The organism is Microbacterium xanthum, from assembly GCF_034531355.1.
Lineage (GTDB): Bacteria > Actinomycetota > Actinomycetes > Actinomycetales > Microbacteriaceae > Microbacterium > Microbacterium xanthum.
Window position 1 is genome coordinate 241,784 of the sequence record NZ_JAWHUE010000004.1, and the last position, 22,409, is coordinate 264,192.

Genomic DNA, 22,409 nt, shown 5'->3' on the forward strand with positions numbered 1-22,409 from the left:
ATCGCGCGCCTAGACTGTCAGTGATGCGAAACGCGACTGCGTCGCATCCCGAACCACTCGATTCTACAGGGTTCAGCGACGGTCACGCCGAGCCGATGCCGACGCGATTCACCCGGAAGGTCGCGCATGCCCACCCCCCTCTCCCCTGTCGACGCCACACCCCCTGCCGTCCGCGCCGGTGTTCGCGGCCGGTTGCGGCGCATGCTGCCCGATCAGGTCGACGGGCGTGTCGTCGTCGCGGCGTGGGCGACCCTGGTCGTGCAGATCGGCATCGTCGCGACCGGGGGCCTGGTGCGACTGACCGGTTCTGGACTCGGATGCCCGACCTGGCCGCGGTGCACTGCGGACTCCTTCGTGGCCACCGAGGAGATGGGCATCCACGGGGTGATCGAGTTCGGAAACCGTCTCCTGACCTTCGTGCTGGTGGCGGTGGCGATCGTCACTTTCCTCTTCGTGGTGCGGATGCGCCGTGAACGGCGCGATCTGTTCTGGCTCGCGCTGGTGATCGGGCTCTACGTCCCCCTGCAGGCGGTGATCGGCGGGATCACGGTGCTGACGAACCTGAACCCGTACGTGGTGGGCCTGCACTACTTCGCATCCGTCCTGCTCGTCGCCCTCTCCGCGGCACTCGTCGTGCGGGTGTACGCCGTACCGGGTCCTCGGCGCGTCGCCGTCCCCCGCGCGTATCGTGCGCTGACCGCCTCCACCGCGATCGGCGTCCTCGTGACCGTCGTGGTCGGCATCCTGGTGACCGGATCGGGCCCGCACGCCGGCGATGGAGGTGCGGCCCGCAACGGTCTCGACCCCGAGGTCATGCAGCACGTGCACTCCTGGCCCGCGTACGTCACGTTGGGGCTGTCCCTGGCCGCCTTCGCCGTCGCCTTCCGGATGCCCGGCACACTCCGGCTGCCGCTCTGGACCGGCCTGCTGCTCGCGACCGAGGCGGCACAGATCGGCGTGGGCATCTGGCAGGCGCGGACGGGGTTGCCGATCGCGCTCGTGAACATCCACATGGTGCTCGCCGTGGTCCTCGTCGCCGCCATGACCGCCGTGTTGATGCACCAGTCCCTGCCGGCGGAAGCTCGCCCGCGGTCATAGCGGACTCATCGGATTCGTCCACCGGAGACCGAGTTCGCTCACAACGGGTGCACGGGCGCGACGGGAATCGTGTCCGACGTCGCGGCCGACCGGCCGCACGTGAGGAGCAAGACAGATGACCACCCGTCCCCGCCTCGTGCGCAGCGTCCCCTTCTGGATCCTTCTGGCAGGCTCGGCCGGAACGGCCGGCTACGGCGCGAGCATGGTGACCGCAACCCTCGATTCGATGACGACCACGCTGCTGGACGGGACAGCCACGGGCGTGGATGTCTACGTGGGTCAGTCGACCGCCGTGGTCGGCGCGATCCTCATCGGCGCCGGCGTGATCGGCGTGCTGCTGGCGCTGGCCGTGGCCGCCGCCGCGACCCTGCGGCCGACGCACGCCGCCGAGGTCGTCGAGCCCCCGGCTGACGCAGACATCGACAACGCCGACGACGCCGACCCGGCGCTCTCCGACCGATCCGCCGAGACGGCCACACCCGAGCACGCCACCGACGGCGAGTCAGTCGACGACCGGACAGAACGCGAGCCCGCTCGAATCGGATGAGCCGTCACGGCCCGCTGCGGCTCAGAACGGCAGCAGCGGGTCGACGGCGATCGCCACGAACAGAAGCGTCAGGTAGGTGATCGACGCATGGAACACCCGCATCGGCTTGGGTTCGGTGCCGCGCACCGCACGGTTGTAGAGCACGTGCGACTCGTAGATGAACCAGCCGCCGAACACCACGGCCGACGCCGTGTAGACCAGGCCCATCGGGGCCACCGGGATCAGCAGCAGTGAGCACACGACGGTGGCCCACGCGTACAGGATGACCTGGAGGCCCACCTGGGAACCGTTGCGCGTGGCGCCGAGCATCGGAACGTCGACCTCGTCGTATTGCTCCCTGTACTTCATCGACAACGGCCAGTAGTGCGGCGGCGTCCAGAGGAAGACCAGGACGAACAGGATGACGGGTGGCCACGCGAGCGAGCCGGTGACCGCCGTCCAACCGATCAGGACCGGGAAGCACCCGGCGATTCCTCCCCAGACGATGTTCTGCTCGGTGCGGCGCTTGAGCAGCATCGTGTAGATGACGACGTAGAAGAAGATCGCCCCGGCGGACAGTGCCGCAGCCAGGGCATTGGTCGTCAGGAGGAGCCACAGGGTCGACGCCACGGCCAGCGACCACGCGAACACGAGCGCACCGCGCGGCGACACCTCCCCGGTCACGAGGGGACGGTTCTCGGTGCGCTGCATGTGCGCGTCGATGTCCCGATCGAGGTACATGTTGAAGGCGGCAGCCGAGCCGGCGCTCATCGAGCCGCCCAGCACCGTGGCAAGGACGAGCCAGAGGTCGGGGAGACCGTTCTGAGCGAGGATCATGACCGGCACGGTGGTCACGAGCAGGAGCTCGAGCACGCGCGGCTTGGTCAGCGCGACATAGGCGAGGACCGTCCGCCGGATCGATCGGGGTTGCCGGGTGATCCGGTCGCCGGTCTGAGCCGTCGTCGTGGTGTGCATCTCCCCCGCCATCGCCGCCTGAACAATCACTTCAGTCTATGGCATCACGACGCCGGGGCCGCCGACCGCGGCGCCACCCTGACCCGCCCACCGCACGCATCGACGTCGTGTGACGCCGCCCAGGCTCACCGCTATGCTGGCAGGACACGCGCGCCGCACGCGCCGATCCCACCTCCCGCCTTCGGCTGCCCCGGGGATCCGTGCGCGTGAGCGCACCCTCGAGAAAGGCCCTCTGTGTCGGAACTGCGTTGGGAAGAAATCGATCGGCGCGCGGTGGACACCGCGCGCGTTCTCGCGGCGGATGCCGTCGAGAAGGTCGGCAACGGTCACCCGGGAACCGCGATGAGTCTTGCTCCCGCGGCCTACCTCCTCTACCAGCGCGTCATGAACCATGACCCCCGCGATCCGCACTGGCCCGGTCGCGACCGCTTCATCCTCTCCGCCGGCCACTCCTCGCTGACGCAGTACGTGCAGCTGTACCTCGGCGGATTCGGGCTCGAGCTCGACGACCTGAAAGAACTCCGCACGTGGGGGTCCAAGACCCCCGGACACCCCGAATACGGGCACACCGACGGCGTGGAGATCACGACCGGTCCGCTGGGACAGGGACTGGCGTCATCGGTGGGCTTCGCCTACGCAGCGCGGTACGAGCGCGGGCTCTTCGACCCCGAGAGCGCGCCCGGCGAGTCGCCCTTCGACCACCACATCTTCGTCATCGCCTCCGACGGCGACATCCAGGAAGGCGTGACCAGCGAGGCCTCGTCGCTCGCCGGCCATCAGGAGCTCGGCAACCTCGTCGTGCTGTACGACGCGAACCAGATCTCCATCGAGGACGACACGAACGTCGCCTTCACCGAGGACGTCGCCGCGCGCTACGAGGCCTATGGCTGGCACGTCCAGACCGTCGACTGGAAGAAGACGGGCGAGTACGTCGAAGACGTCGCCGAGCTTCACGCCGCCATCGACGCGGCCAAGGCCGAGACGTCCAAGCCGTCCATCATCGTGCTGAAGACGATCATCGGTTGGCCCGCCCCGGGCAAGCAGAACACCGGCAAGATCCACGGTTCCAAGCTCGGCGAAGACGAGCTGAAGGCGACCAAGCAGGTCATGGGCCTCGACCCCGACGCGATGTTCGCCGTCCCGGACGACGTGATCGCCCACACGCGCGAGCTGGCCGATCGAGCCGCGGCGACCCGCTCGGAATGGCAGGACAAGTTCGACGCATGGGCAGCCGCGAACCCGGAGCGCAAGGCGCTCTGGGACCGCGTGAACGCCCGCGAACTGCCCGCCGACCTCGCCGATGCGCTCCCGGTCTTCGAGGCGGGCAAGGACGTGTCAACGCGCGCGGCGTCGGGACAGGTCATCAACGCCCTCGCCGAGCGGCTGCCGGAGCTGTGGGGCGGGTCCGCCGACCTCGCCGAGTCGAACCTCACGACGATCAAGGGGGCGCCCTCGTTCATCCCGGAGAAGTGGTCGACCGACGAATGGTCCGGTAACCCCTCCGGTCGGGTTCTGCACTTCGGGATCCGCGAGCACGCCATGGCCGCGATCATCAACGGGATCGTTCTGCACGGGCCGACCCGCGCCTTCGGTGGCACGTTCCTCATCTTCAGCGACTACATGCGTCCCTCGGTGCGGCTGGCCGCGCTGATGAACGTGCCCTCGATCTTCGTCTGGACGCACGATTCCGTCGCCCTGGGCGAGGACGGCCCCACTCATCAGCCGATCGAGCAGCTGACCGCCTTGCGCGCCATCCCGAACTTCGCCGTCGTGCGGCCCGCCGACGCGAACGAGACGGCCGTCGTGTGGCACGAGATGCTGCGCCGCCACGCCGGCCCGTCGGGGATCGCACTCACGCGCCAGAACATCCCGACATTCGAGCGCGGCGCCGGCGCGGCCGACGGCGACACGTTCGCCAGCGCCGAGCTGGCGGCCAAGGGCGCCTACGTCCTCGCGGAGGCGCCGGGCGGTACGCCGGATGTCATCATCATCGCCACCGGATCCGAGGTCCAGCTGGCCGTGTCCGCGCGCGATCAGCTTTCCACCGAAGGCATCGGCGTCCGCGTGGTCTCGGCTCCGTCGCTGGAGTGGTTCGCCGAACAGGACGACGCCTACCGCGAGAGCGTGCTGCCCTCCTCGGTGACCGCGCGCGTGTCGGTCGAGGCCGGCCTCGCGATGAGCTGGCGAGACGTCGTGGGCGACCGCGGACGCTCGGTCTCGATCGAGCACTTCGGCGCATCGGCCGACTACAAGACCCTGTTCGAGAAGTTCGGCATCACCACCGACGCCGTCGTCGCAGCCGCACGCGAGACCATCAAGGAGAACGCATGAGCACCCCCACCGCACGCCTCGTCGAAGAGGGCGTCAGCATCTGGCTCGACGACCTCTCGCGCCAGCGCATCACCAGCGGCAACCTCGCCGATCTCATCATCACCCGCAACGTGACGGGCGTGACGACCAACCCCACGATCTTCGCGGGCGCGTTGGCCACGGGCGAGTCCTACGACGGGCAGGTGAAGGTCCTCGCCGAGAACGGGGCCGACGTCGAGCGCGCCATCTTCGAGATCACCACCGACGACGTGCAGGCCGCGTCGGACGTGTTCCGACCGGTGTTCGACGCCACGAACGGTGTCGACGGCCGGGTGTCGATCGAGGTCTCGCCCGAACTGGCGCACGACACCGAGGCGACCGTCGCCGAGGCCCGCAAGCTCGCGGCCAAGGTCGATCGCCCCAACGTGCTGATCAAGATCCCCGCGACGAAGGCCGGGCTTCCGGCGATCACCGAGGTGATCGGCGCGGGCATCAGCGTCAACGTCACCCTGATCTTCAGCCTCGAGCGCTACGACGAGGTCATCGACGCCTACCTCGCCGGGGTCGAGAAGGCACACGCGGCCGGTCACGACATCTCGAAGCTCCAGTCCGTCGCATCGTTCTTCGTCTCGCGGGTGGACACCGAGGTCGACAAGCGGCTCGCCGCCATCGGCACCGACGCGGCCCGGGCGCTGAGCTCCCGCGCCGGACTGGCCAATGCCCGATTGGCATACGAGCTCTTCCAGAAGAGGTTCGCATCCGATCGCGCCCAGGCTCTGCTGGAGGCCGGTGCGACGGTGCAGCGCCCGCTCTGGGCCTCGACCGGCGTCAAGGACCCGTCGCTGCCCGACACGCTCTACGTCACCGAGCTCGTCGCCCCCGGCACCGTCAACACGATGCCGGAGAAGACCCTCGAGGCCACATTCGATCACGCGGAGGTCTCCGGCGATGCCGTCACCGGCGCATACGCGGAGTCGCATGATCTCTTCTCGCAGCTCGAAGCGGTCGGCGTGGACTTCGCCGATGTGACGCAGGTGCTCGAGGACGAGGGCGTCGAGAAGTTCATCGCCTCGTGGCACGAACTGCAGGAGACGGTGAAGACCGCGCTCGCCGAGGCCGCAGAGGCCTGAGGTGAGCTTCCACCTCCACCTGTCCGGCCACGTCGAAGACGTGGTCGGACAGACCCTCCCCGGTCTCGTCTCCAGCCTGATCGCCTCGGCGATCACGGCGGGCGATGACACCCTCTGGGGTCCGGCCGCGCAGCCCGAGGCTTCTCGCCGCCTGGGCTGGGTCCAGGCGGTGGGGGTCTCGCGGCCCCTCGTGCCCGAGATCCTCGCGCTCCGCGAAGATCTGGTCGCGCGTGGAACGACGCGCATCGTCCTCGCCGGGATGGGCGGATCGTCGCTTGCACCCGAGGTGATCGCCAACACGGCCGGTGTGCCGTTGACGATCGTCGACACGACCGCGCCCACGCAGGTGCTCGCGGCCATCGACGGGGACGCCGAGGCGGGGGGCCTGGCCCAGACCGTCCTGGTCGTCTCCAGCAAGTCCGGCTCGACCCTCGAGACGGATTCGGCCCTGCGCGCTTTCGAAGCGGCCTTCCGAGACGTCGGGATCGACCCGTCCGAACGCATCGTGGTCGTCACCGACCCCGGTTCGCCGCTCGAGGCGGCCGCGCGGGAGGCCGGCTACCGTGTGTTCACCGCCGACCCGACCGTCGGCGGGCGCTACTCCGCCCTGACCGCGTTCGGCCTGGTTCCGACCGGCCTCGCCGGCGTCGATATCGTCGAGCTGCTCGATGAAGCCGAGGCGACCCTGCTGGAGGTGGCCGTCGACGACCCCGGGAACCCGGCGCTGGTCCTCGCAGCCGCCGTCGCCGGCGGCGACCCTCGCCGCGACAAGCTCGGGCTCATCGAAGATGGCACCCACATCAAGGGGCTGCCGGCATGGATCGAGCAGCTCCTGGCCGAGTCCACCGGCAAGCAGGGCACGGGAATCCTCCCCGTGCCGATGCTCGCGGTCTCCCCCGAGGTCGAAGACCGGCCCGCCGACCTGCAGATCGTGCGACTGGTGGGTGACGCATCGACCTTCCACCTGTTCGAGCACCACCACGGGGAGATCGTGCTGAGCGGCTCGCTGGGCGCCCAGTTCGTCGTCTGGGAGTACGCGACGGCGATCGCCGGACGGATGCTGGGGATCGACCCCTTCGACCAGCCCGATGTCGAGTCGGCGAAGATCGCAGCGCGCGGACTGCTGGACGCCCGACCGGTCCCGACCGAGCCGGCGTTCACGGCGCACGGCGTGGCCGTGCGCGCGAGCGATCCCTCCCTCGTCGCCTCCGGCACGCTGGCCGGCGTGCTGGACGACCTGTGGTCTCGGCTGCCCGCGGACGGCTATGTGGCGATCCAGGCGTATGTGGATCGCCACGAATACACGCAGCTCGCGGGAATCCGCGAGCTCGTCGCCGCTGACTCCGGACGTCCGACGACGTTCGGGTGGGGACCGCGGTTCCTCCACTCGACGGGGCAGTACCACAAAGGCGGGCCCGCCAACGGCGTGTTCCTGCAGATCATCGACGGCGGCGAGTCGGACCTGGAGATTCCGGGCCGGCCGTTCACCTTCGGTGAGCTGATCCGAGCCCAGGCGGCCGGCGACGCAGAGGTCCTGGCGCACGCTCATGGCCGCCCCGTCGTCACCCTCACCCTCACCGACCCCCAGGTCGATGTCATGTCGCTGTTCGAAGCGGCGCAATAGGAGAACGATCGAATGACGGTTGACATCTCGCGCGGGCACAACCCCCTGCGCGATCCGGAAGATCGGCGGCTGAACCGGATCGCGGGGCCGAGCGCCCTGGTGATCTTCGGTGTGACGGGAGACCTCTCCCGCAAGAAGCTCATGCCCGCGGTCTACGACCTCGCCAATCGCGGGCTGCTGCCCCCCGGCTTCGCCCTCGTGGGATTCGCCCGCCGCGATTGGGCCGACCAGGACTTCGCGGAGGTCGTCCACGACGCCGTCCGCAAACACGCCCGCACGGAGTTCCGCGAGGAGACCTGGCAACAGCTGCTGCAGGGAATCCGATTCGTTCCGGGCGAATTCGACGACGACGCGGCGTTCGTGCGCCTGCGCGAGACCGTCGAGAAGCTCGACGTGGAGCGCGGCACGATGGGCAATCACGCCTACTACCTCTCGATCCCCCCCAAGGCCTTCCCCGTCGTGGCCGAGCAGCTGAAGAAGTCGGGCCTCGTCGATGACACCGCCGACCGTCCCGACCGTTGGCGCCGCGTGGTCATCGAGAAACCGTTCGGACACGACCAGGAGTCCGCGCAGGACCTGAACGACGCGCTGCGTTCGGCGTTCCCCGCCGACTCCATCTTCCGAATTGATCACTATCTCGGCAAAGAGACCGTTCAGAACATCCTGGCGCTTCGCTTCGCCAACGAGCTGTACGAGCCGATCTGGAACCGCAACTACGTCGACCACGTGCAGATCACGATGGCCGAAGACATCGGTGTGGGGGGACGCGCGGGATACTACGACGGGATCGGCGCGGCGCGCGACGTCATCCAGAACCATCTGCTTCAGCTCCTCGCCCTGACCGCGATGGAAGAGCCCATCACGTTCAACGCCGCGGACCTGCGCGCGGAGAAGGAGAAGGTCCTTGCGGCGGTGACGCTTCCCGACGACTTGGCCGCTTCCACCGCCCGCGGGCAGTACGCCGGCGGCTGGCAGGGCGGCGAGAAGGTTCTCGGATTCCTCGAGGAAGACGGCATGAACCCGGAATCGGCCACCGAGACGTACGCTGCGATCACGCTCGGGATCAACACGAGACGCTGGGCGGGAGTGCCCTTCTACCTCCGCACCGGCAAGCGGTTGGGGCGACGGGTCACCGAGATCGCCGTCGTCTTCAAGCGCGCACCCGAGCTGCTCTTCGCCCGCTCGCAGACCTCCGGTCAGGGGCAGAACGCCCTGGTCATCCGCGTCCAGCCGGACGAGGGGGTGACCATCCGTTTCGGGTCGAAGGTGCCCGGCGCCGGAGCGCAGGTGCGCGACGTCACGATGGACTTCGGCTACGGCCACGCTTTCACCGAGGCCAGTCCTGAGGCCTATGAGCGACTGATTCTGGATGTGCTGCTCGGCGACCCGCCGCTGTTCCCCCGCCACGAGGAGGTGGAGCTGTCCTGGAAGATCCTCGACCCGATCGAGCAGTTCTGGGAATCGCAGGGCGGCCCCGTCGAACAATACGCACCCGGATCGTGGGGCCCGGCGTCCGCCGATGAGCTCCTCGCCCGTGATGGCCGCACCTGGAGGCGCCCGTGATCATCGATCTCCCCGACACCACCGTCAGCCAGATCAGCCGCGCGCTGGTCAACGTGAGAGAGGAGGGCGGCGCGGTCGCCCTCGGGCGTGTGCTGACCCTGGTCATCGTGACCCGCGAGGCGGCGATGGAAGAAGCCATCGACGCCGCGAACGACGCGTCACGTGAGCATCCGATGCGCGTGATCGTCCTCATGATCAACTCCACCGAGGACGAGGAGCCTCGGCTCGACGCGCAGATCCGCGTGGGCGGCGATGCGGGCGCGAGCGAGGTCGTGACATTGCACGCGCACGGCGAGGCCGGTGCCTCCAACCTCGAGAGCCTGGTGACCGGGCTGCTCCTGTCTGACGCCCCGGTCGTGGTGTGGTGGCCCAATCAGACGCCCGACCATGTCTCGGAAACCTCCATCGGGCGCATCGCGCAACGCAGGATCACCGATGCCGCGACCAAGTCCGACCCCGGGGCATGGGTCGCATCGCTCGGCGATCACTACGCACCGGGTGACACCGATCTCGCCTGGACACGTCTGACGCGGTGGCGGGAGCAGCTGGCCGCGATCCTGGATCAGCCGCCGTACGAGCCGGTGACGGCGGTGCGGGTGCGGGGCGCCGCGGACTCTCCATCGACGGCTCTCCTGGCCGCCTGGCTGCGGCTCGCGCTGGATGTTCCGGTCGAATGGGGCTACCTCGAGGCGTCGGAGTGGCCTCACGGGGTCAAGGACGTCACCCTGGTCCGGCAGAGCGGCGAGGTGACGCTCGAGCGGCCTGAAGCCGGCGTCGCCATCCTCTCGCAGCCGGGGCAGCCGACCCACGAGCTGGCCTTCCCCCGTCGCACTCTTCGCGAGTGCCTCGCCGAGGAGCTCCGTCGCCTCGACGCGGATGTGCTGTACGGTCGGGTCATCACCGAAGGCTGGAGCCTTCTGGATGCCCCGACGGAAGGTCTGCATGTCTGAACACGTCGTCGAGAAGCGTGTCGTGATCGCCGCTGATCCTGACACGCTCGCGGAAGCGGTGGCGGAGCGCTTCGTGCACCGCCTCCGAAAGCGCGTCGACGTGGGAGAAGAGGTCCACGTGTCGCTCACGGGCGGATCGATGGGCGGACGCGTGCTCGCCGCCGCTCGGGACCGTGTAGACGGCATCGACTGGACGCTCGTGCACTTCTGGTGGAGTGACGAGCGCTTCCTCCCGGCCGGTCACCCCGATCGCAATGAGACGCAGGCGCGCGAAGCGCTTCTCGATCACATTCCCGTACCTGCCGGGAACATCCACGCCATGGCGGCCTCCGATGACGGGGTGGACCTCACGGCCGCCGCGGAGGATTACGCCGGCGAGCTGGCCCGATACGCGGCGCACACCCACGCGTGGCCGACATTCGACGTCACATTCCTCGGGGTCGGGCCCGATGGACATATCGCGTCGCTGTTCCCGGATCGGGCGGAGATCCAGATCGTCGACCGCGCCGTCGTGCCCGTGATCGACTCGCCGAAGCCGCCCGCCGTCCGGCTGACGATGACGCGCCCGGTGATCAACTCCTCGCAGCGGGTCTGGATGGTGATGGCCGGCACGGACAAGGCACCTGCGCTCGGATTGGCGCTGGCGGGAGCGACCTACACGAGTGTTCCGGCTGCCGGCGCGAAAGGGCGCGGTCGAACGGTGTTCTTCGTCGATCAGGCCGCGGCCGCTCAGGTTCCGCCCGAACTCATCGACCGAGACTACTGAGTCGCCGTTCGCGCAGAAAGAGCCGGTCCCGAAGAACCGGCTCTTTCTCTGCGGGTGATCAGGACTGACCGCGACGATCGCGCAACTGCTGCAGCGCCTCGTCCAGAAGTTGCGACGCTTCGTCCTCGGAACGACGCTCTTTCACGTATGCCAGATGGGTTTTATACGGTTCCGTCTTCGCGACCGCGGGCGGGTTCTGCTTGTCGCGACCGGCCGGCAGACCGGAGTGCGGGGAGTCGATGACGTCCGGGATCTCGTCCGGATCGATGTCTGCGACGAAGTAGCGGACGGTCTCGTTGCCCAGGGCATCCCAGTACGAGACCGCGACACGGTCGGCGTGGTACCCGTGGTCCTGCTCCCCCATCGGCCCTGCGCCGACACGGGTTCCGCGGATCGCGTTTCCTCCGGTGGCCATCAGAACGCCTGGAACTTCGTGATGAGGCCGAGGGCCACAATGGACACGAACCATGCCAGGGCCAGCACGACCGTGAACCTGTTGAGGTTTCGCTCCGCCAGCCCCGACGAACCGAGGGCGGAGGTCATTCCACCCCCGAACATGTCGGACAGGCCGCCGCCGCGACCTTTGTGAAGAAGGATGAGGAGTGTCAGCAAGAGGCTGGTGACACCCAGCAGCACCTGCAGGACGAACTCGAGGACTTCCACGGGATCACTACACCTTTCGTCGACCGGGCGGGTCGCACAAGGGATCAGTATACGCAAGAGCAACGCCCCGGCCGCCATGGGGCGACCGGGGCGTGTCGGTCAGACGCCGACGTGCTTCTGATAACGGATGATCGACGAGAACTCGTCGACCAGGAGGCTCGCACCACCGACCAGCGCACCATCGACATCCGGCTGACGCATGAAGCCCGCGATGTTCGCGGCCTTCACCGAACCTCCGTAGAGAACCCGGGTGCGTGCCGCGGCCTCGTCGTCGAGCTCGGTCGCGATGGCTTGACGCAGCGTGGCACAGACCTCCTGTGCCTGCTCGGCCGTCGCCGCCTGCCCGGACCCGATGGCCCACACCGGCTCATAGGCCACCACGACATCGGCCGAGGCCGGCACGTGATGCAGCGCCGCCTTCAGCTGGGCGACCGGGACCGCGCTGGCACCGTGCTTCTCCAGGTCGTCCGCGGTCTCACCGACGCAGATGACAGGCACGAGGCCATGCGCGAGCGCCGCCTTGACCTTGGCAGCCACGACATCGTCGGACTCGGCGTGGTACTCGCGACGCTCCGAGTGCCCGATGATGACGTAGCGGCAGTCGAGCTTGCTCAGGAAGGCCCCCGAGATCTCGCCCGTGTAGGCACCCGAATCTTTCGTCGACACATCCTGCGCACCGAGGCCGAAGGGGATCTTGTCGGCGTCGAGCAGGGTCTGGACCGTTCGCAGGTCGGTGAAGGGCGGGAAGATCGCCACCTCGACACTGCCGTCCTCGTGCTTGGCGTCCTTCAACGTCCAGTGCAGTTTCTGCACGAACGCCACCGCCTGCAGGTGGTCGAGATTCATCTTCCAGTTGCCGGCGATCAGCGGCGTCCGTCCGCCGCTCGTGTTCACTGTTGCCATCCGAGGACCTCCAGTCCGGGGAGCTTCTTACCTTCCAAGAACTCGAGGCTCGCGCCGCCACCGGTCGAGATGTGACCGAAGTCGGTGTCGGCGAAACCGAGCTGGCGAACCGCTGCGGCGGAGTCGCCACCGCCGACGACGCCCAGTCCGTCGACCTCCGCCAGCGCCCGCGCGACCGCGCGGGTACCGGACTCGAAAGCGGGCATCTCGAACACGCCCATCGGGCCGTTCCAGAACACCGTCCGGCTGCCGCGGATCCGTGATGCGAACTCCTCTGCGGTGCGAGGACCGATGTCCAGACCCAGTCCGGAGTCCCCGAACGGAGTTGCCTCCAGTGCGTCGGCATCGGCCACGACGTGCTCGGCGTCCGCCGCGAAAGCCGATGCCACGACGGCATCGACCGGCAGGACGAGCTCGACGCCGCGCTCCTGCGCATCGGCGATGTAACGGCGCACCGTGTCGAGCTGGTCCTCTTCGAGGAGGCTCGAACCCACGTTGTGCCCTTGCGCGGCCAGGAAGGTGAACATCATCCCGCCGCCGACGAGGAGGCGGTCCACCCGCGGCAACAGGTGCTCGATGACTCCGAGCTTGTCGCTCACCTTCGAACCGCCGAGCACCACCGTGTACGGCCGCTCCGGGTTCTCGGTCAGGCGGTCGAGGACGTCGAGCTCCTTGGCGATGAGCAGACCCGCCGCCGACGGCAGCAGCGCGGCGAGGTCGTAGACGCTCGCCTGCTTGCGGTGCACGACGCCGAACCCATCGGAGACCAATGCGTCGCCGAGCTCTCCGAGCTGACGGGCGAAGGCGTCGCGCTCGGCGTCGTCCTTGGCCGTCTCCCCCGCGTTGAAGCGGAGGTTCTCGATCACTGCGACCTCTCCGTCCTCGAGAGAGGCCACCGCGTCATGGGCGGACTCCCCGACGGTGTCGCGTGCGAACGCGACGGGCTGACCGAGCAACTCCGACAGTCGCTGAGCGACCGGCTCGAGGCTGTACGCCGGGTTCGGCTCGCCGCCGGGGCGACCGAGGTGCGAGCAGACGACCACTCTCGCGCCCTTGTTGATCAGAGCGTTGAGGGTCGGAAGGGATGCTCGCACACGACCATCGTCCGTGATGACCCCGTCCTTGAGAGGGACGTTGAGGTCACAACGGACGATGACGCGCTTGCCTGCGAGCGGACCCAGCGAATCGAGGGTACGCAGTGCCATGGGTCGGCTCAGAGCTTCGACGCGACGAGCTCGGTGAGGTCGACGAGGCGGTTGGAGTAGCCCCACTCGTTGTCGTACCAGGACGACACCTTGACGAGGTTCCCGCTGACGTTGGTCAGGCCCGCGTCGAAGATCGACGAGTGCGGGTCGTGCACGATGTCGGTCGAAACGATCGCGTCGGCGTTGTATGCCAGGTATCCCGCGAGCTCACCCTCGGCGGCGGCCTTCTCGTACGCGGCGTTGATGGTCTCCTTGGTGAGTCCCTCGGTGGGGGTCACCAGCGTCAGGTCGACGATCGAGCCGGTGGGGATCGGGACGCGGTAGGAGGATCCGCTCAGCTTGCCGTTGAGCTCGGGCAGGACCAGACCGATGGCCTTCGCCGCTCCCGTCGAAGCGGGGACGATGTTCAGCGCAGCCGCGCGAGCGCGGTGCAGGTCGCCGTGCGGGCCGTCCTGCAGGTTCTGGTCCGCGGTGTAGGCGTGCGCGGTCATCATGAACCCGCGCTCGATGCCGAAGTTGTCGTTGAACACCTTCGCCAGCGGGGCGAGGCAGTTCGTCGTGCACGACGCGTTGGAGATGACGTGCATCGTCTCGGGGTCGTACTCCGAGTCGTTGACGCCCATCACGAACGTGCCGTCGACATCGGTGCCGGGAGCCGAGATGAGCACCTTCTTGGCGCCGCCCTGGATGTGCTTCGAGGCGTCGGCCGCCTTGGTGAAGCGACCGGTCGATTCGATCACGATGTCCACGCCCAGGTCGCCCCAGGGCAGGTTGGCCGGGTCGCGCTCTTCGAAGACCTTGATGCTCTTGCCACCGACGGTGATGGAGTCGCCGTCGAAGGAGACCTCTTCGGTGAGACGACCGCCGACGGAGTCGTACTTGAGAAGGTGGGCGAGCGTCTTGTTGTCGGTGAGATCGTTGACCGCAACGATCTCGAGGTCAGCGCCCTGCTCGAGTGCAGCGCGGAGGAAGTTACGTCCAATGCGGCCGAAGCCGTTGATGCCGATCTTGACAGTCACGGAGTTGCTCCTGAGGTGTCGTGCGCGGGTGCGCGATTGTTGCGATTCAGACGGACAGCGGCGTCCCGGCGAGCGTTCCCGCCGGGACACCCGCGCTCGCTATGACAGTACCAGCAGGCCTGTGGCCTTCTCGCGGGCCGCGTCGAAGCGCTGCGCCACGTTCTGCCAGTTCGCGATGTTCCAGACGGCCTTGACGTAGTCGGCCTTCACGTTGAGGTAGTCGAGGTAGAAGGCGTGCTCCCACATATCGAGCTGGAAGATCGGGATGGTGCCCATAGCGGTGTTCGCCTGCTGGTCGAACAACTGCTGGATGATCAGCTGCTCACCGATCGGGTCCCAGCTGAGGACAGCCCAACCCGAGCCCTGGATGCCGGTCGCCGCGGCGGTGAAGTGTGCCTGGAACTTCTCGAAGCCGCCGAAGAACTCGTCGATTGCTGCGGCGAGTTCGTTGCCCTCCGGCCGTCCGCCGCCTTCCGGGGAGAGGTTGGTCCAGAAGATGGAGTGGTTCACGTGACCGCCGAGGTTGAACGCGAGATCCTTCTCGAGCTTGTTCACGCCGCCGAAATCACCCGACTCACGTGCCTCCGCGAGCTTGTCCAGCGCGGTGTTCGCACCGGTGACGTAGGCCTGGTGGTGCTTGTCGTGGTGCAGCTGCATGATCTTGCCGCTGATGTGCGGCTCGAGGGCCGCGTAATCGTAAGGGAGGTCGGGCAAGGTGTACTTCGCCATATTCTCTACTTCCTATCGGCGTCGCGCCGAGGACCTCGGCGCGGCGAGGGTGACGTTCTCATCCTAGCGAGGGCGAAAGCCGCCTCCAGGGGGTTGCTTCCCTCATCGGTCGTGCTATTCGCGCCGCCGTCCGTCAGTCGTCCATTCCCATGGGCACGGCGGACTCGGTGCCCGGGATGCCGTCGGCCTCGGCCTTCTTGTCCGCCATCGCCAGGAGCCGGCGGATACGCCCGGCGACGGCGTCCTTGGTCATCGGCGGATCGGCGTGGTGGCCGAGTTCGTCGAGACTGGCGTCCCGGTGAGACAGCCGGAGCTGCCCGGCCTGCTTGAGGTGGTCCGGGACCTCATCTCCCAAGATCTCGAGTGCACGCTCCACGCGTGCGCACGCGGCCACCGCCGCCTGCGCCGATCGCCGGAGGTTCGCATCGTCGAAGTTGACCAGGCGGTTCACGCCGGCACGGACTTCGCGCCGCTGCCGCATCTGGTCCCAGTCGGCGGCGGCCTTCGCCGCACCCATGCAGGCCAGCGTCAGCCGGATCGCCTCACCCTCGCGGACGACCACGCGGGGAATGCCGCGCACCTCCCGCGCCTTCGCGGGGATGTTCAGTCGGTGGGCGGCGCCGACGAGGGCCATCGCCGCCTCCGAGGACGGGCACGCGACCTCGAGCGAGGCAGAACGCCCCGGCTCGCTGAGCGACCCGGAGGCAAGGAAGGCGCCGCGCCACACCGCGGCGAGGTCCTCGCGGGTGCCGGTGGTGAGTTTGTTCGGCAGGCCACGCACCGGCCGGCGCCGCTGATCCAGCAGACCGGTCTGGCGCGCGAGGGTCTCGCCGCCGTCGATCACGCGGACGGCCACGTGACCGCCCGCGCGACCCGCCGAGCTCTGCACGTGGGCGAGTTCGGGGCGCACACCGTAGAGCTCCATGAGCTCCCGCGCCACCCGTCGTGCGAGCACGTCCGAGTCGAGCTCGGCCTCGACCGCCACGCGATTGGCGATCGAGTGCAGCCCGCCGGAGAACCGGAGAAGACTGGTCAGTTCGGCCACGCGGGCCGTCGGTCGCGGGTCTCGTACGGCGACGAGTTCGGCCTTCACGTCGGCAGTCAGCGACACGTGTCTCCTCGGTCTTTCTGGGGTGGAACGATCCTCCAGCCTACTCGCGACCGAGGTCGCGATGGGTCACCCTCACGGCGACCCCCGGCGCAGCGGACAGGCGCGTCGCAAGCTCCTGCGCCGTGGCGACCGACCGGTGCTTGCCGCCCGTGCATCCGACGGCGATCACCGAGTGGCGTTTGTTCTCCCGCTGGTACCCCTCGAGGACCGGAGCCAGCGCGGCGGAGAACGCACTGATGAACTCCCCCGCCCCGGGTGCACCGAGCACCGCATCACGCACGGCGTCGTCCTCACCGGTGAACGCGCGCAGGTCTTCGTTCCAGTAGGGGTTGGGGAGGAATCGCATGTCGGCGACCATGTCCGCGTCGGGAGGGAGCCCGTATTTGAACCCGAAACTCATGATCGTCAGGGTGTGTCGCGCGGCACCCTGCTCGGCGAAGAGTTCCCCGACGCGGGTCGCGAGCTGATGGATGTTCAGCGCCGAGGTGTCGACGATGACGTCCGCGTCCTCGCGCACCGGCGCGAGTCGGGTCCGTTCGGCACGGATCCCGTCGACGATGGTGCCGTCGCCCTGCAGCGGGTGGGGACGTCGCACCGCCTCGAAACGCCGCACGAGAACGGTGTCGGACGCGTCGAGGAAGAGCAGGCGAATCGGGCGTCGCGTGCGCAGGGCGCGCATCGCTTCGGGGAGCTCGGAGAACAGTCCTCGCCCGCGCACATCGACCACCACCGCGACGCGGGGCAGGGCTCCCGCGGCGAGCTCGGTGAGGTCCAGCAGGGGTTTGAGCATCTGCGGCGGCAGATTATCGACGACGTACCAGCCGAGATCCTCGAGAGCGTTGGCTGCGGTGGAGCGGCCGGCCCCGGACATGCCCGTGACGATCAGCATCTCACCGACCGCGGGGGCCTCTTCCGGCTCAGCCATTGCGCGCTCCGCTCATCGCCCCAGCCTATCGATCCGCCAGATGCGCATGAATCGATGCGGCGAGCTTCGGGCCGACACCCGGCAGCTCTTGGATCTGTTCGGTGCTGGCCTCGCGCAGGGCGGCGACCGAGCCGAAGTGTCTCAACAGCGCCTTGATGCGCGCGTCGCCGAGACCCGGAACCTCGGCGAGCACAGACTGGATGTCGCGCCGCCGGCGCTTTCGTTGGTGTGTGATCGCGAAGCGGTGGGCTTCATCTCGCAGCCGCTGCAGCAGGTAGAGCGCCTCGGAGGTGCGCGGCAGGATGACGGGGTACTCCTCCCCTGGCAGCCACACCTCCTCGAGGCGCTTCGCGATGCCGCACAGGGCCACTTCCGTGTGCCCGGTGTCTGCCAGAGCGCGCGCGGCGGCTTCGACCTGCGGGCGGCCACCGTCGACGACGAGGAGCTGGGGCCGATACGCGAAGCGAGGCCGGCGACGTTCGGTCACGACCTCTCCGTCGCCCACCGGATCCGCCGTCGGCTCGACGTCGTCCTCGGGGCGGTCCAGGTAGGCCAAGCGGCGCGTGAGCACCTGATGCAACGAGTCGGTGTCGTCGGTGGTCTCCTGGATCCCGAACGATCGGTACTGGTCCTTGCGGGGCAAACCGTCTTCGAACACGACCATCGAGGCCACGACGTTCGTCCCAGACAGATGCGAGACGTCGTAGCACTCGATGCGCAAGGGCGCATCGTCCAGACCCAGCGCTTCTTGCAGATCCGTGAGCGCCTGCGATCGGGCGACGTAGTCGCTCGTTCGACGTGTCTTGTGCAGGTTCAGCGCCTGCTGCGCGTTCACCGTCGCGGTCGACAGGAGCTCGGCCTTGCGTCCGCGCTGTGCGACCTGGAGTGCGACGGGGCGCCCTCGGCGGTCGCGCAGCCACTGTTCGAGTTCCGCGGCGTCGTCCGGGAGCGAGGGCACCAGAACCTGCCGGGGGATGTCCACGTCGGAGGCTTCGCCGTAGGTGCGCTGGAGCACCTGTTCGACGAGGTCCGCGCCGGAGATATCGAGTTCCTTCTCGATCGTCGTGGCGTGCACCCCGCGAACTCGACCTCCACGGACGACGAAATGCTGGACGGTCGCGGCGAGCTCGTCCTCGGCGATGCCGAACAGGTCGGCGTCGGTGTCCTCGCTCAGCACGAGGGCGCTGCGGTTCAAGACCGCCTCGATCGCTCCGAGCTGGTCGCGGTAGACGGCCGCAGATTCGTAGTCCATCGCCGCGGACGCCTCCCGCATGCGTGCGGTGAGCTCGCGCGCGAATCGCTTGTCGCCTCCAGACATGAATGCCACGAAGTCCTGCACGATCGCGCGGTGCTCGTCGATGGTGACCTTCATCGAACACGGTCCGCCGCATCGCCCGATCTGTCCCGGGAAGCACGGACGCCCGCTGGCCATCGCCTTCTTGTAGCTGGAGTCGCTGCAGGTGCGGATCGGGAACACCTTGATCATCTGATCGATCGTGTCGTGCACCGCCCAGACCTTCGGATACGGCCCGAAATACTTCGCGCCCCGGATCCGACGGTTTCGCGTGACGATGACCCGCGGCGCCTCGTCGGCCAGGGTGATCGCCATGAAGGGATACGACTTGTCGTCTCGGTACTTCACGTTGAACGGCGGATCGAACTCCTTGATCCACATGTACTCCAGCTGCAGGGAGTCCACGTCGGTGGCCACCACCGTCCATTCCACCGACGCCGCGGTCGTGACCATGCGCCGGGTTCGCTCGTGGAGCGTGTGCAGCGGTGCGAAGTAATTCGACAGACGCGCCCGCAGGTTCTTCGCCTTGCCGACGTAGAGCACACGCCCATCGGCGTCACGGAACCGGTACACCCCCGGGTCGGTCGGGACCTCACCGGGTCGGGGTTTGTACGGGAGCGGCGTCATCCGGTCAGCCGGCCTTGCGCGCGTCAGCGCGTTCGGCCGGGAAGAGCACCTCGGCGAGGAACGCGCCCGTGTGGCTCTCCTGCACGCGGGCGACGTCTTCGGGCGTGCCCGTCGCCACGATCGAGCCTCCGCCGGAACCACCTTCCGGTCCGAGGTCGATGATCCAATCCGCGGACTTGATCACGTCGAGGTTGTGCTCGATGACGATGACCGAGTTGCCCTTGTCGACGAGCCCGTTGAGGACCTCGAGCAGGCGCCGGACGTCTTCGAAGTGAAGACCGGTGGTCGGCTCGTCCAGCACGTAGACGCTGCGCCCGTTGGAGCGTCGCTGCAGCTCGGTGGCGAGCTTGACGCGCTGGGCCTCACCGCCCGACAGGGTCGTGGCCGACTGCCCCAGTCGCACGTAGCCGAGACCCACATCGACGAGGGTCCGCAGGTAGCGGTGGATCGCCTGGATCGGCTCGAAGAACTCCGCCGCCTCGGAGATCGGCATCTCGAGGACCTCGGCGATGTTCTTCCCCTTGTAATGCACCGACAGCGTGTCGCGGTTGTACCGCTTGCCGTGACACACCTCGCAATCGACGTACACGTCGGGGAGGAAGTTCATCTCGATCTTGATCGTGCCGTCGCCCGAGCAGGCCTCGCAGCGGCCGCCCTTGACGTTGAAGCTGAACCGCCCCGGCTGGTAGCCACGCGCCTTGGCCTCGGGCGTCTCGCTGAACAGGCTGCGGATGCGGTCGAAGACTCCGGTGTACGTCGCCGGATTCGACCGCGGCGTGCGCCCGATCGGCGCCTGGTCGACATGGACGACCTTGTCGAGGTCGTCCAGCCCCGTCACGCGCGTGTGCTTGCCGGGGACGTTTCGAGCCCCGTTGAGGCGCTGCGCGAGCACCTGGTACAGGATGTCGTTGACGAGCGAGGACTTCCCCGAACCACTCACCCCCGTCACCGCCGTGAGGATCCCCAGGGGGAAGTCGACGGTCACGTTCCGCAGGTTGTTCTCGCGTGCGCCGACCACCGAGATCTGCCGTTTCCGGTCGCGCTTGCGGCGCTTCGCCGGAGTCGCGATGCCCCGTCGACCGGCCAGATAGTCGCCCGTGATCGAGGCGCGGTCCGACAACAGCTCGGAAAGGGGGCCGGAGTGGACCACTTCTCCCCCGTCGACCCCCGCACGGGGACCGATGTCGACGATCCAGTCGGCCGCGTGGATCGTCTCTTCGTCGTGCTCGACCACGATCAGGGTGTTGCCGAGGTCGCGAAGGGTCACCAGGGTCTGGATCAGCCGTCGGTTGTCTCGCTGGTGCAGACCGATCGACGGCTCGTCGAGGACGTACAGCACGCCCGTCAGTCCGGAACCGATCTGCGTGGCCAGCCGGATGCGCTGCGCTTCACCGCCCGAGAGCGAGCCGGCGGAGCGACTGAGGTTGAGGTAGGTGAGTCCGACCTGGATGAGGAAGTCCAGACGAGCGCGGATCTCGCGGAGCACCTGCGCGGCGATCTTCGCTTCGCGCTCGGTGAGGGTCATCTCGGCGAAGAAGCGCTGCGCATCTGCCAGGCTCAACCGCGAGGCGTCCGCGATGGAGTGACCGTGCACGCGCACCGCCAGCACCTCCGGCTTCAGACGCGCGCCGTCGCATACGGGGCACGGAACCTCGCGGAGGTACTCCGACCACCGCTGGCGCTGCGTGTCGGATTCGGCCTGCAGATACTGCCGCTCGATGTACGGCACGACCCCTTCGAATCCGGAGGAGTAGCGCATCTCGCGTCCGTAGCGGTTCTTCCACTTGACGGTCACCTTGTAGTTCTCACCGTGCAGCACCGCGTCGCGCACGGCCTGTGGCAGACGCTTCCAGGGCGTGTCGAGGGAAAAGCCCAGGTCGCTCGACAAGCCCTCGAGCAACCGCTCGTAGTACTGGAACAGCCCCTTGCCCTGCGTGGTCCAGGGGATGATGACGCCCTCGCGGATGGACAGCTCCTCATCGCCGAGCATGAGTTCGACGTCGACCGACATGCGCGTGCCGAGACCGGAGCAGGCAGGGCATGCGCCGAACGGGGCGTTGAACGAGAAGGTCCGCGGTTCGATCTCCGTCAGTTGCAGCGGGTGACCGTTGGGGCAGGCGAGCTTCTCTGAGAACGACCGCCAGGCGTCGTCGCCCTCGGCGTCGACGAAGTTCACCTGCACCACGCCCCCGGCCAGGCCGAGAGCGGTTTCGACCGAGTCCGTGATGCGACCCAGGATGTCGGCGCTGGCGACCAGACGGTCGACGACGACGGCGATATCGTGCTTGTAGCTCTTCTTCAGCGTCGGCGGCTCGGCCAGCTGGATGAGCTCACCGTCTACCACGGCACGCGCGTACCCCTTGGCGGAGAGCTCTTTGAAGAGGTCGACGAACTCGCCCTTCTTCTGCGTGACCACCGGCGCGACGATCTGATACCGCGTGCGGTCGGGCAGTTCCATGAGCTGATCGGCGATCTGCTGGACGGTCTGCCGCTGGATCACCTCGCCGCACTCCGGACAGTGCGGCACGCCGATCCGCGCCCAGAGCAGACGCATGTAGTCGTGGATCTCGGTGATGGTTCCGACGGTGGAGCGGGGGTTGCGGTTCGTCGACTTCTGGTCGATCGAGACGGCCGGGCTCAGTCCCTCGATGAAGTCGACGTCTGGGCGATCCACCTGACCGAGGAATTGGCGCGCGTAGGCACTGAGCGATTCGACGTACCTGCGCTGCCCCTCCGCGAAGATCGTGTCGAACGCGAGACTCGATTTGCCCGACCCGGACAGGCCGGTGAACACGACGAGCGAATCGCGCGGGATGTCGAGGTCGACGTCCTTCAGATTGTGCACGCGCGCGCCACGCACACTGAGCGTGTCGCTCGAGGGCGCAGCGGATTTTCCGGTGAGGGAGACGGGAACGATGGGCACCCGTCAAGTGTAGGCGGGCCCTCCGACATCGGCTCCGAGAGCGCGTTCGCCCGGGGCGCACACCCTCG

The 22,409-nt window shown here is 68.0% G+C and carries 19 protein-coding genes; 8 read left to right on the forward strand and 11 right to left on the reverse strand.

Features of this window, described 5'->3' with window-relative positions; all coding sequences use genetic code 11:
- Positions 1–126: 126 nt before the first annotated feature.
- Positions 127–1,098 (forward strand): COX15/CtaA family protein, encoded by a 972-nt coding sequence (locus RZO50_RS13505; RefSeq protein WP_416211607.1) that lies wholly within the window; start codon positions 127–129, stop codon positions 1,096–1,098.
- Between the two features lie 115 nt (positions 1,099–1,213).
- A complete protein-coding gene (locus RZO50_RS13510) occupies positions 1,214–1,645 on the forward strand; it encodes a dinucleotide-utilizing enzyme (protein WP_322600250.1) in 432 nt (143 codons plus the stop codon).
- A gap of 21 nt (positions 1,646–1,666) precedes the next feature.
- On the opposite strand, the gene RZO50_RS13515 is transcribed toward RZO50_RS13510, so the two are convergent.
- Positions 1,667–2,599 carry a heme o synthase gene (locus tag RZO50_RS13515; RefSeq protein ID WP_322601927.1) on the reverse strand — a complete coding sequence of 311 codons (933 nt, stop codon included), beginning with the start codon at positions 2,597–2,599 and terminating at the stop codon, positions 1,667–1,669.
- Positions 2,600–2,833: 234 nt separating this feature from the next.
- Here RZO50_RS13515 and tkt point away from each other — a divergent pair, with 234 nt between their 5' ends.
- The 6 genes from tkt to pgl are packed head-to-tail and all read left to right on the forward strand — an operon-like array spanning position 2,834 to position 10,942.
- Positions 2,834–4,930, forward strand: coding sequence for a transketolase (gene tkt, locus RZO50_RS13520; protein ID WP_322600251.1), 2,097 nt, complete (start codon positions 2,834–2,836; stop codon positions 4,928–4,930).
- Positions 4,927–6,039, forward strand: a complete 1,113-nt coding sequence (gene tal / locus RZO50_RS13525; protein WP_322600252.1) for a transaldolase — start codon at positions 4,927–4,929, stop codon at positions 6,037–6,039. The genes tkt and tal overlap by 4 nt, the downstream gene beginning before the upstream one ends.
- A 1-nt stretch (position 6,040) precedes the next feature.
- On the forward strand, positions 6,041–7,663 hold the full coding sequence (locus RZO50_RS13530) for a glucose-6-phosphate isomerase (RefSeq protein ID WP_322600253.1): 1,623 nt from the start codon (positions 6,041–6,043) through the stop codon (positions 7,661–7,663).
- A 12-nt stretch (positions 7,664–7,675) separates the two neighbouring features.
- Complete coding sequence (zwf, locus tag RZO50_RS13535; protein WP_322600254.1) at positions 7,676–9,226, forward strand: glucose-6-phosphate dehydrogenase; 1,551 nt, start codon at positions 7,676–7,678, stop codon at positions 9,224–9,226.
- A complete protein-coding gene (locus RZO50_RS13540) occupies positions 9,223–10,176 on the forward strand; it encodes a glucose-6-phosphate dehydrogenase assembly protein OpcA (protein ID WP_322600255.1) in 954 nt (317 codons plus the stop codon). Before zwf ends, RZO50_RS13540 begins: the two co-directional genes overlap by 4 nt.
- On the forward strand, positions 10,169–10,942 hold the full coding sequence (gene pgl, locus RZO50_RS13545; protein WP_322600256.1) for a 6-phosphogluconolactonase: 774 nt from the start codon (positions 10,169–10,171) through the stop codon (positions 10,940–10,942). Before RZO50_RS13540 ends, pgl begins: the two co-directional genes overlap by 8 nt.
- Positions 10,943–11,000: 58 nt before the next feature.
- Here pgl and RZO50_RS13550 read toward each other — a convergent pair whose 3' ends face one another.
- The 10 genes from RZO50_RS13550 to uvrA all read right to left on the reverse strand — a co-directional run bounded on the left by RZO50_RS13550 (position 11,001) and on the right by uvrA (position 22,341).
- Positions 11,001–11,357 (reverse strand): RNA polymerase-binding protein RbpA, encoded by a 357-nt coding sequence (locus RZO50_RS13550; protein WP_322600257.1) that lies wholly within the window; start codon positions 11,355–11,357, stop codon positions 11,001–11,003.
- Positions 11,357–11,605: a preprotein translocase subunit SecG gene (gene secG, locus RZO50_RS13555; protein ID WP_194424948.1), complete on the reverse strand. Its 249-nt coding sequence runs from the start codon at positions 11,603–11,605 to the stop codon at positions 11,357–11,359. Before secG ends, RZO50_RS13550 begins: the two co-directional genes overlap by 1 nt.
- Before the next feature lie 99 nt (positions 11,606–11,704).
- Positions 11,705–12,508: a triose-phosphate isomerase gene (gene tpiA, locus RZO50_RS13560; RefSeq protein WP_322600258.1), complete on the reverse strand. Its 804-nt coding sequence runs from the start codon at positions 12,506–12,508 to the stop codon at positions 11,705–11,707.
- A complete protein-coding gene (locus RZO50_RS13565) occupies positions 12,496–13,713 on the reverse strand; it encodes a phosphoglycerate kinase (protein ID WP_322600259.1) in 1,218 nt (405 codons plus the stop codon). Before RZO50_RS13565 ends, tpiA begins: the two co-directional genes overlap by 13 nt.
- An 8-nt stretch (positions 13,714–13,721) precedes the next feature.
- Complete coding sequence (gap, locus tag RZO50_RS13570) at positions 13,722–14,732, reverse strand: type I glyceraldehyde-3-phosphate dehydrogenase (RefSeq protein WP_322600260.1); 1,011 nt, start codon at positions 14,730–14,732, stop codon at positions 13,722–13,724.
- A 99-nt stretch (positions 14,733–14,831) separates the two neighbouring features.
- On the reverse strand, positions 14,832–15,461 hold the full coding sequence (locus RZO50_RS13575) for a superoxide dismutase (RefSeq protein ID WP_322600261.1): 630 nt from the start codon (positions 15,459–15,461) through the stop codon (positions 14,832–14,834).
- A gap of 133 nt (positions 15,462–15,594) precedes the next feature.
- The gene (gene whiA, locus RZO50_RS13580; protein WP_322600262.1) at positions 15,595–16,572 is read right to left on the reverse strand and encodes a DNA-binding protein WhiA; all 978 of its coding nucleotides are present in this window, start codon (positions 16,570–16,572) and stop codon (positions 15,595–15,597) included.
- A gap of 40 nt (positions 16,573–16,612) precedes the next feature.
- The gene (rapZ, locus tag RZO50_RS13585) at positions 16,613–17,497 is read right to left on the reverse strand and encodes an RNase adapter RapZ (protein WP_322600263.1); all 885 of its coding nucleotides are present in this window, start codon (positions 17,495–17,497) and stop codon (positions 16,613–16,615) included.
- Between the two features lie 25 nt (positions 17,498–17,522).
- Positions 17,523–19,418, reverse strand: coding sequence for an excinuclease ABC subunit UvrC (gene uvrC, locus RZO50_RS13590; RefSeq protein ID WP_322600264.1), 1,896 nt, complete (start codon positions 19,416–19,418; stop codon positions 17,523–17,525).
- Positions 19,419–19,422: 4 nt separating this feature from the next.
- Positions 19,423–22,341, reverse strand: a complete 2,919-nt coding sequence (gene uvrA / locus RZO50_RS13595; RefSeq protein WP_322600265.1) for an excinuclease ABC subunit UvrA — start codon at positions 22,339–22,341, stop codon at positions 19,423–19,425.
- Positions 22,342–22,409 lie beyond the last annotated feature (68 nt).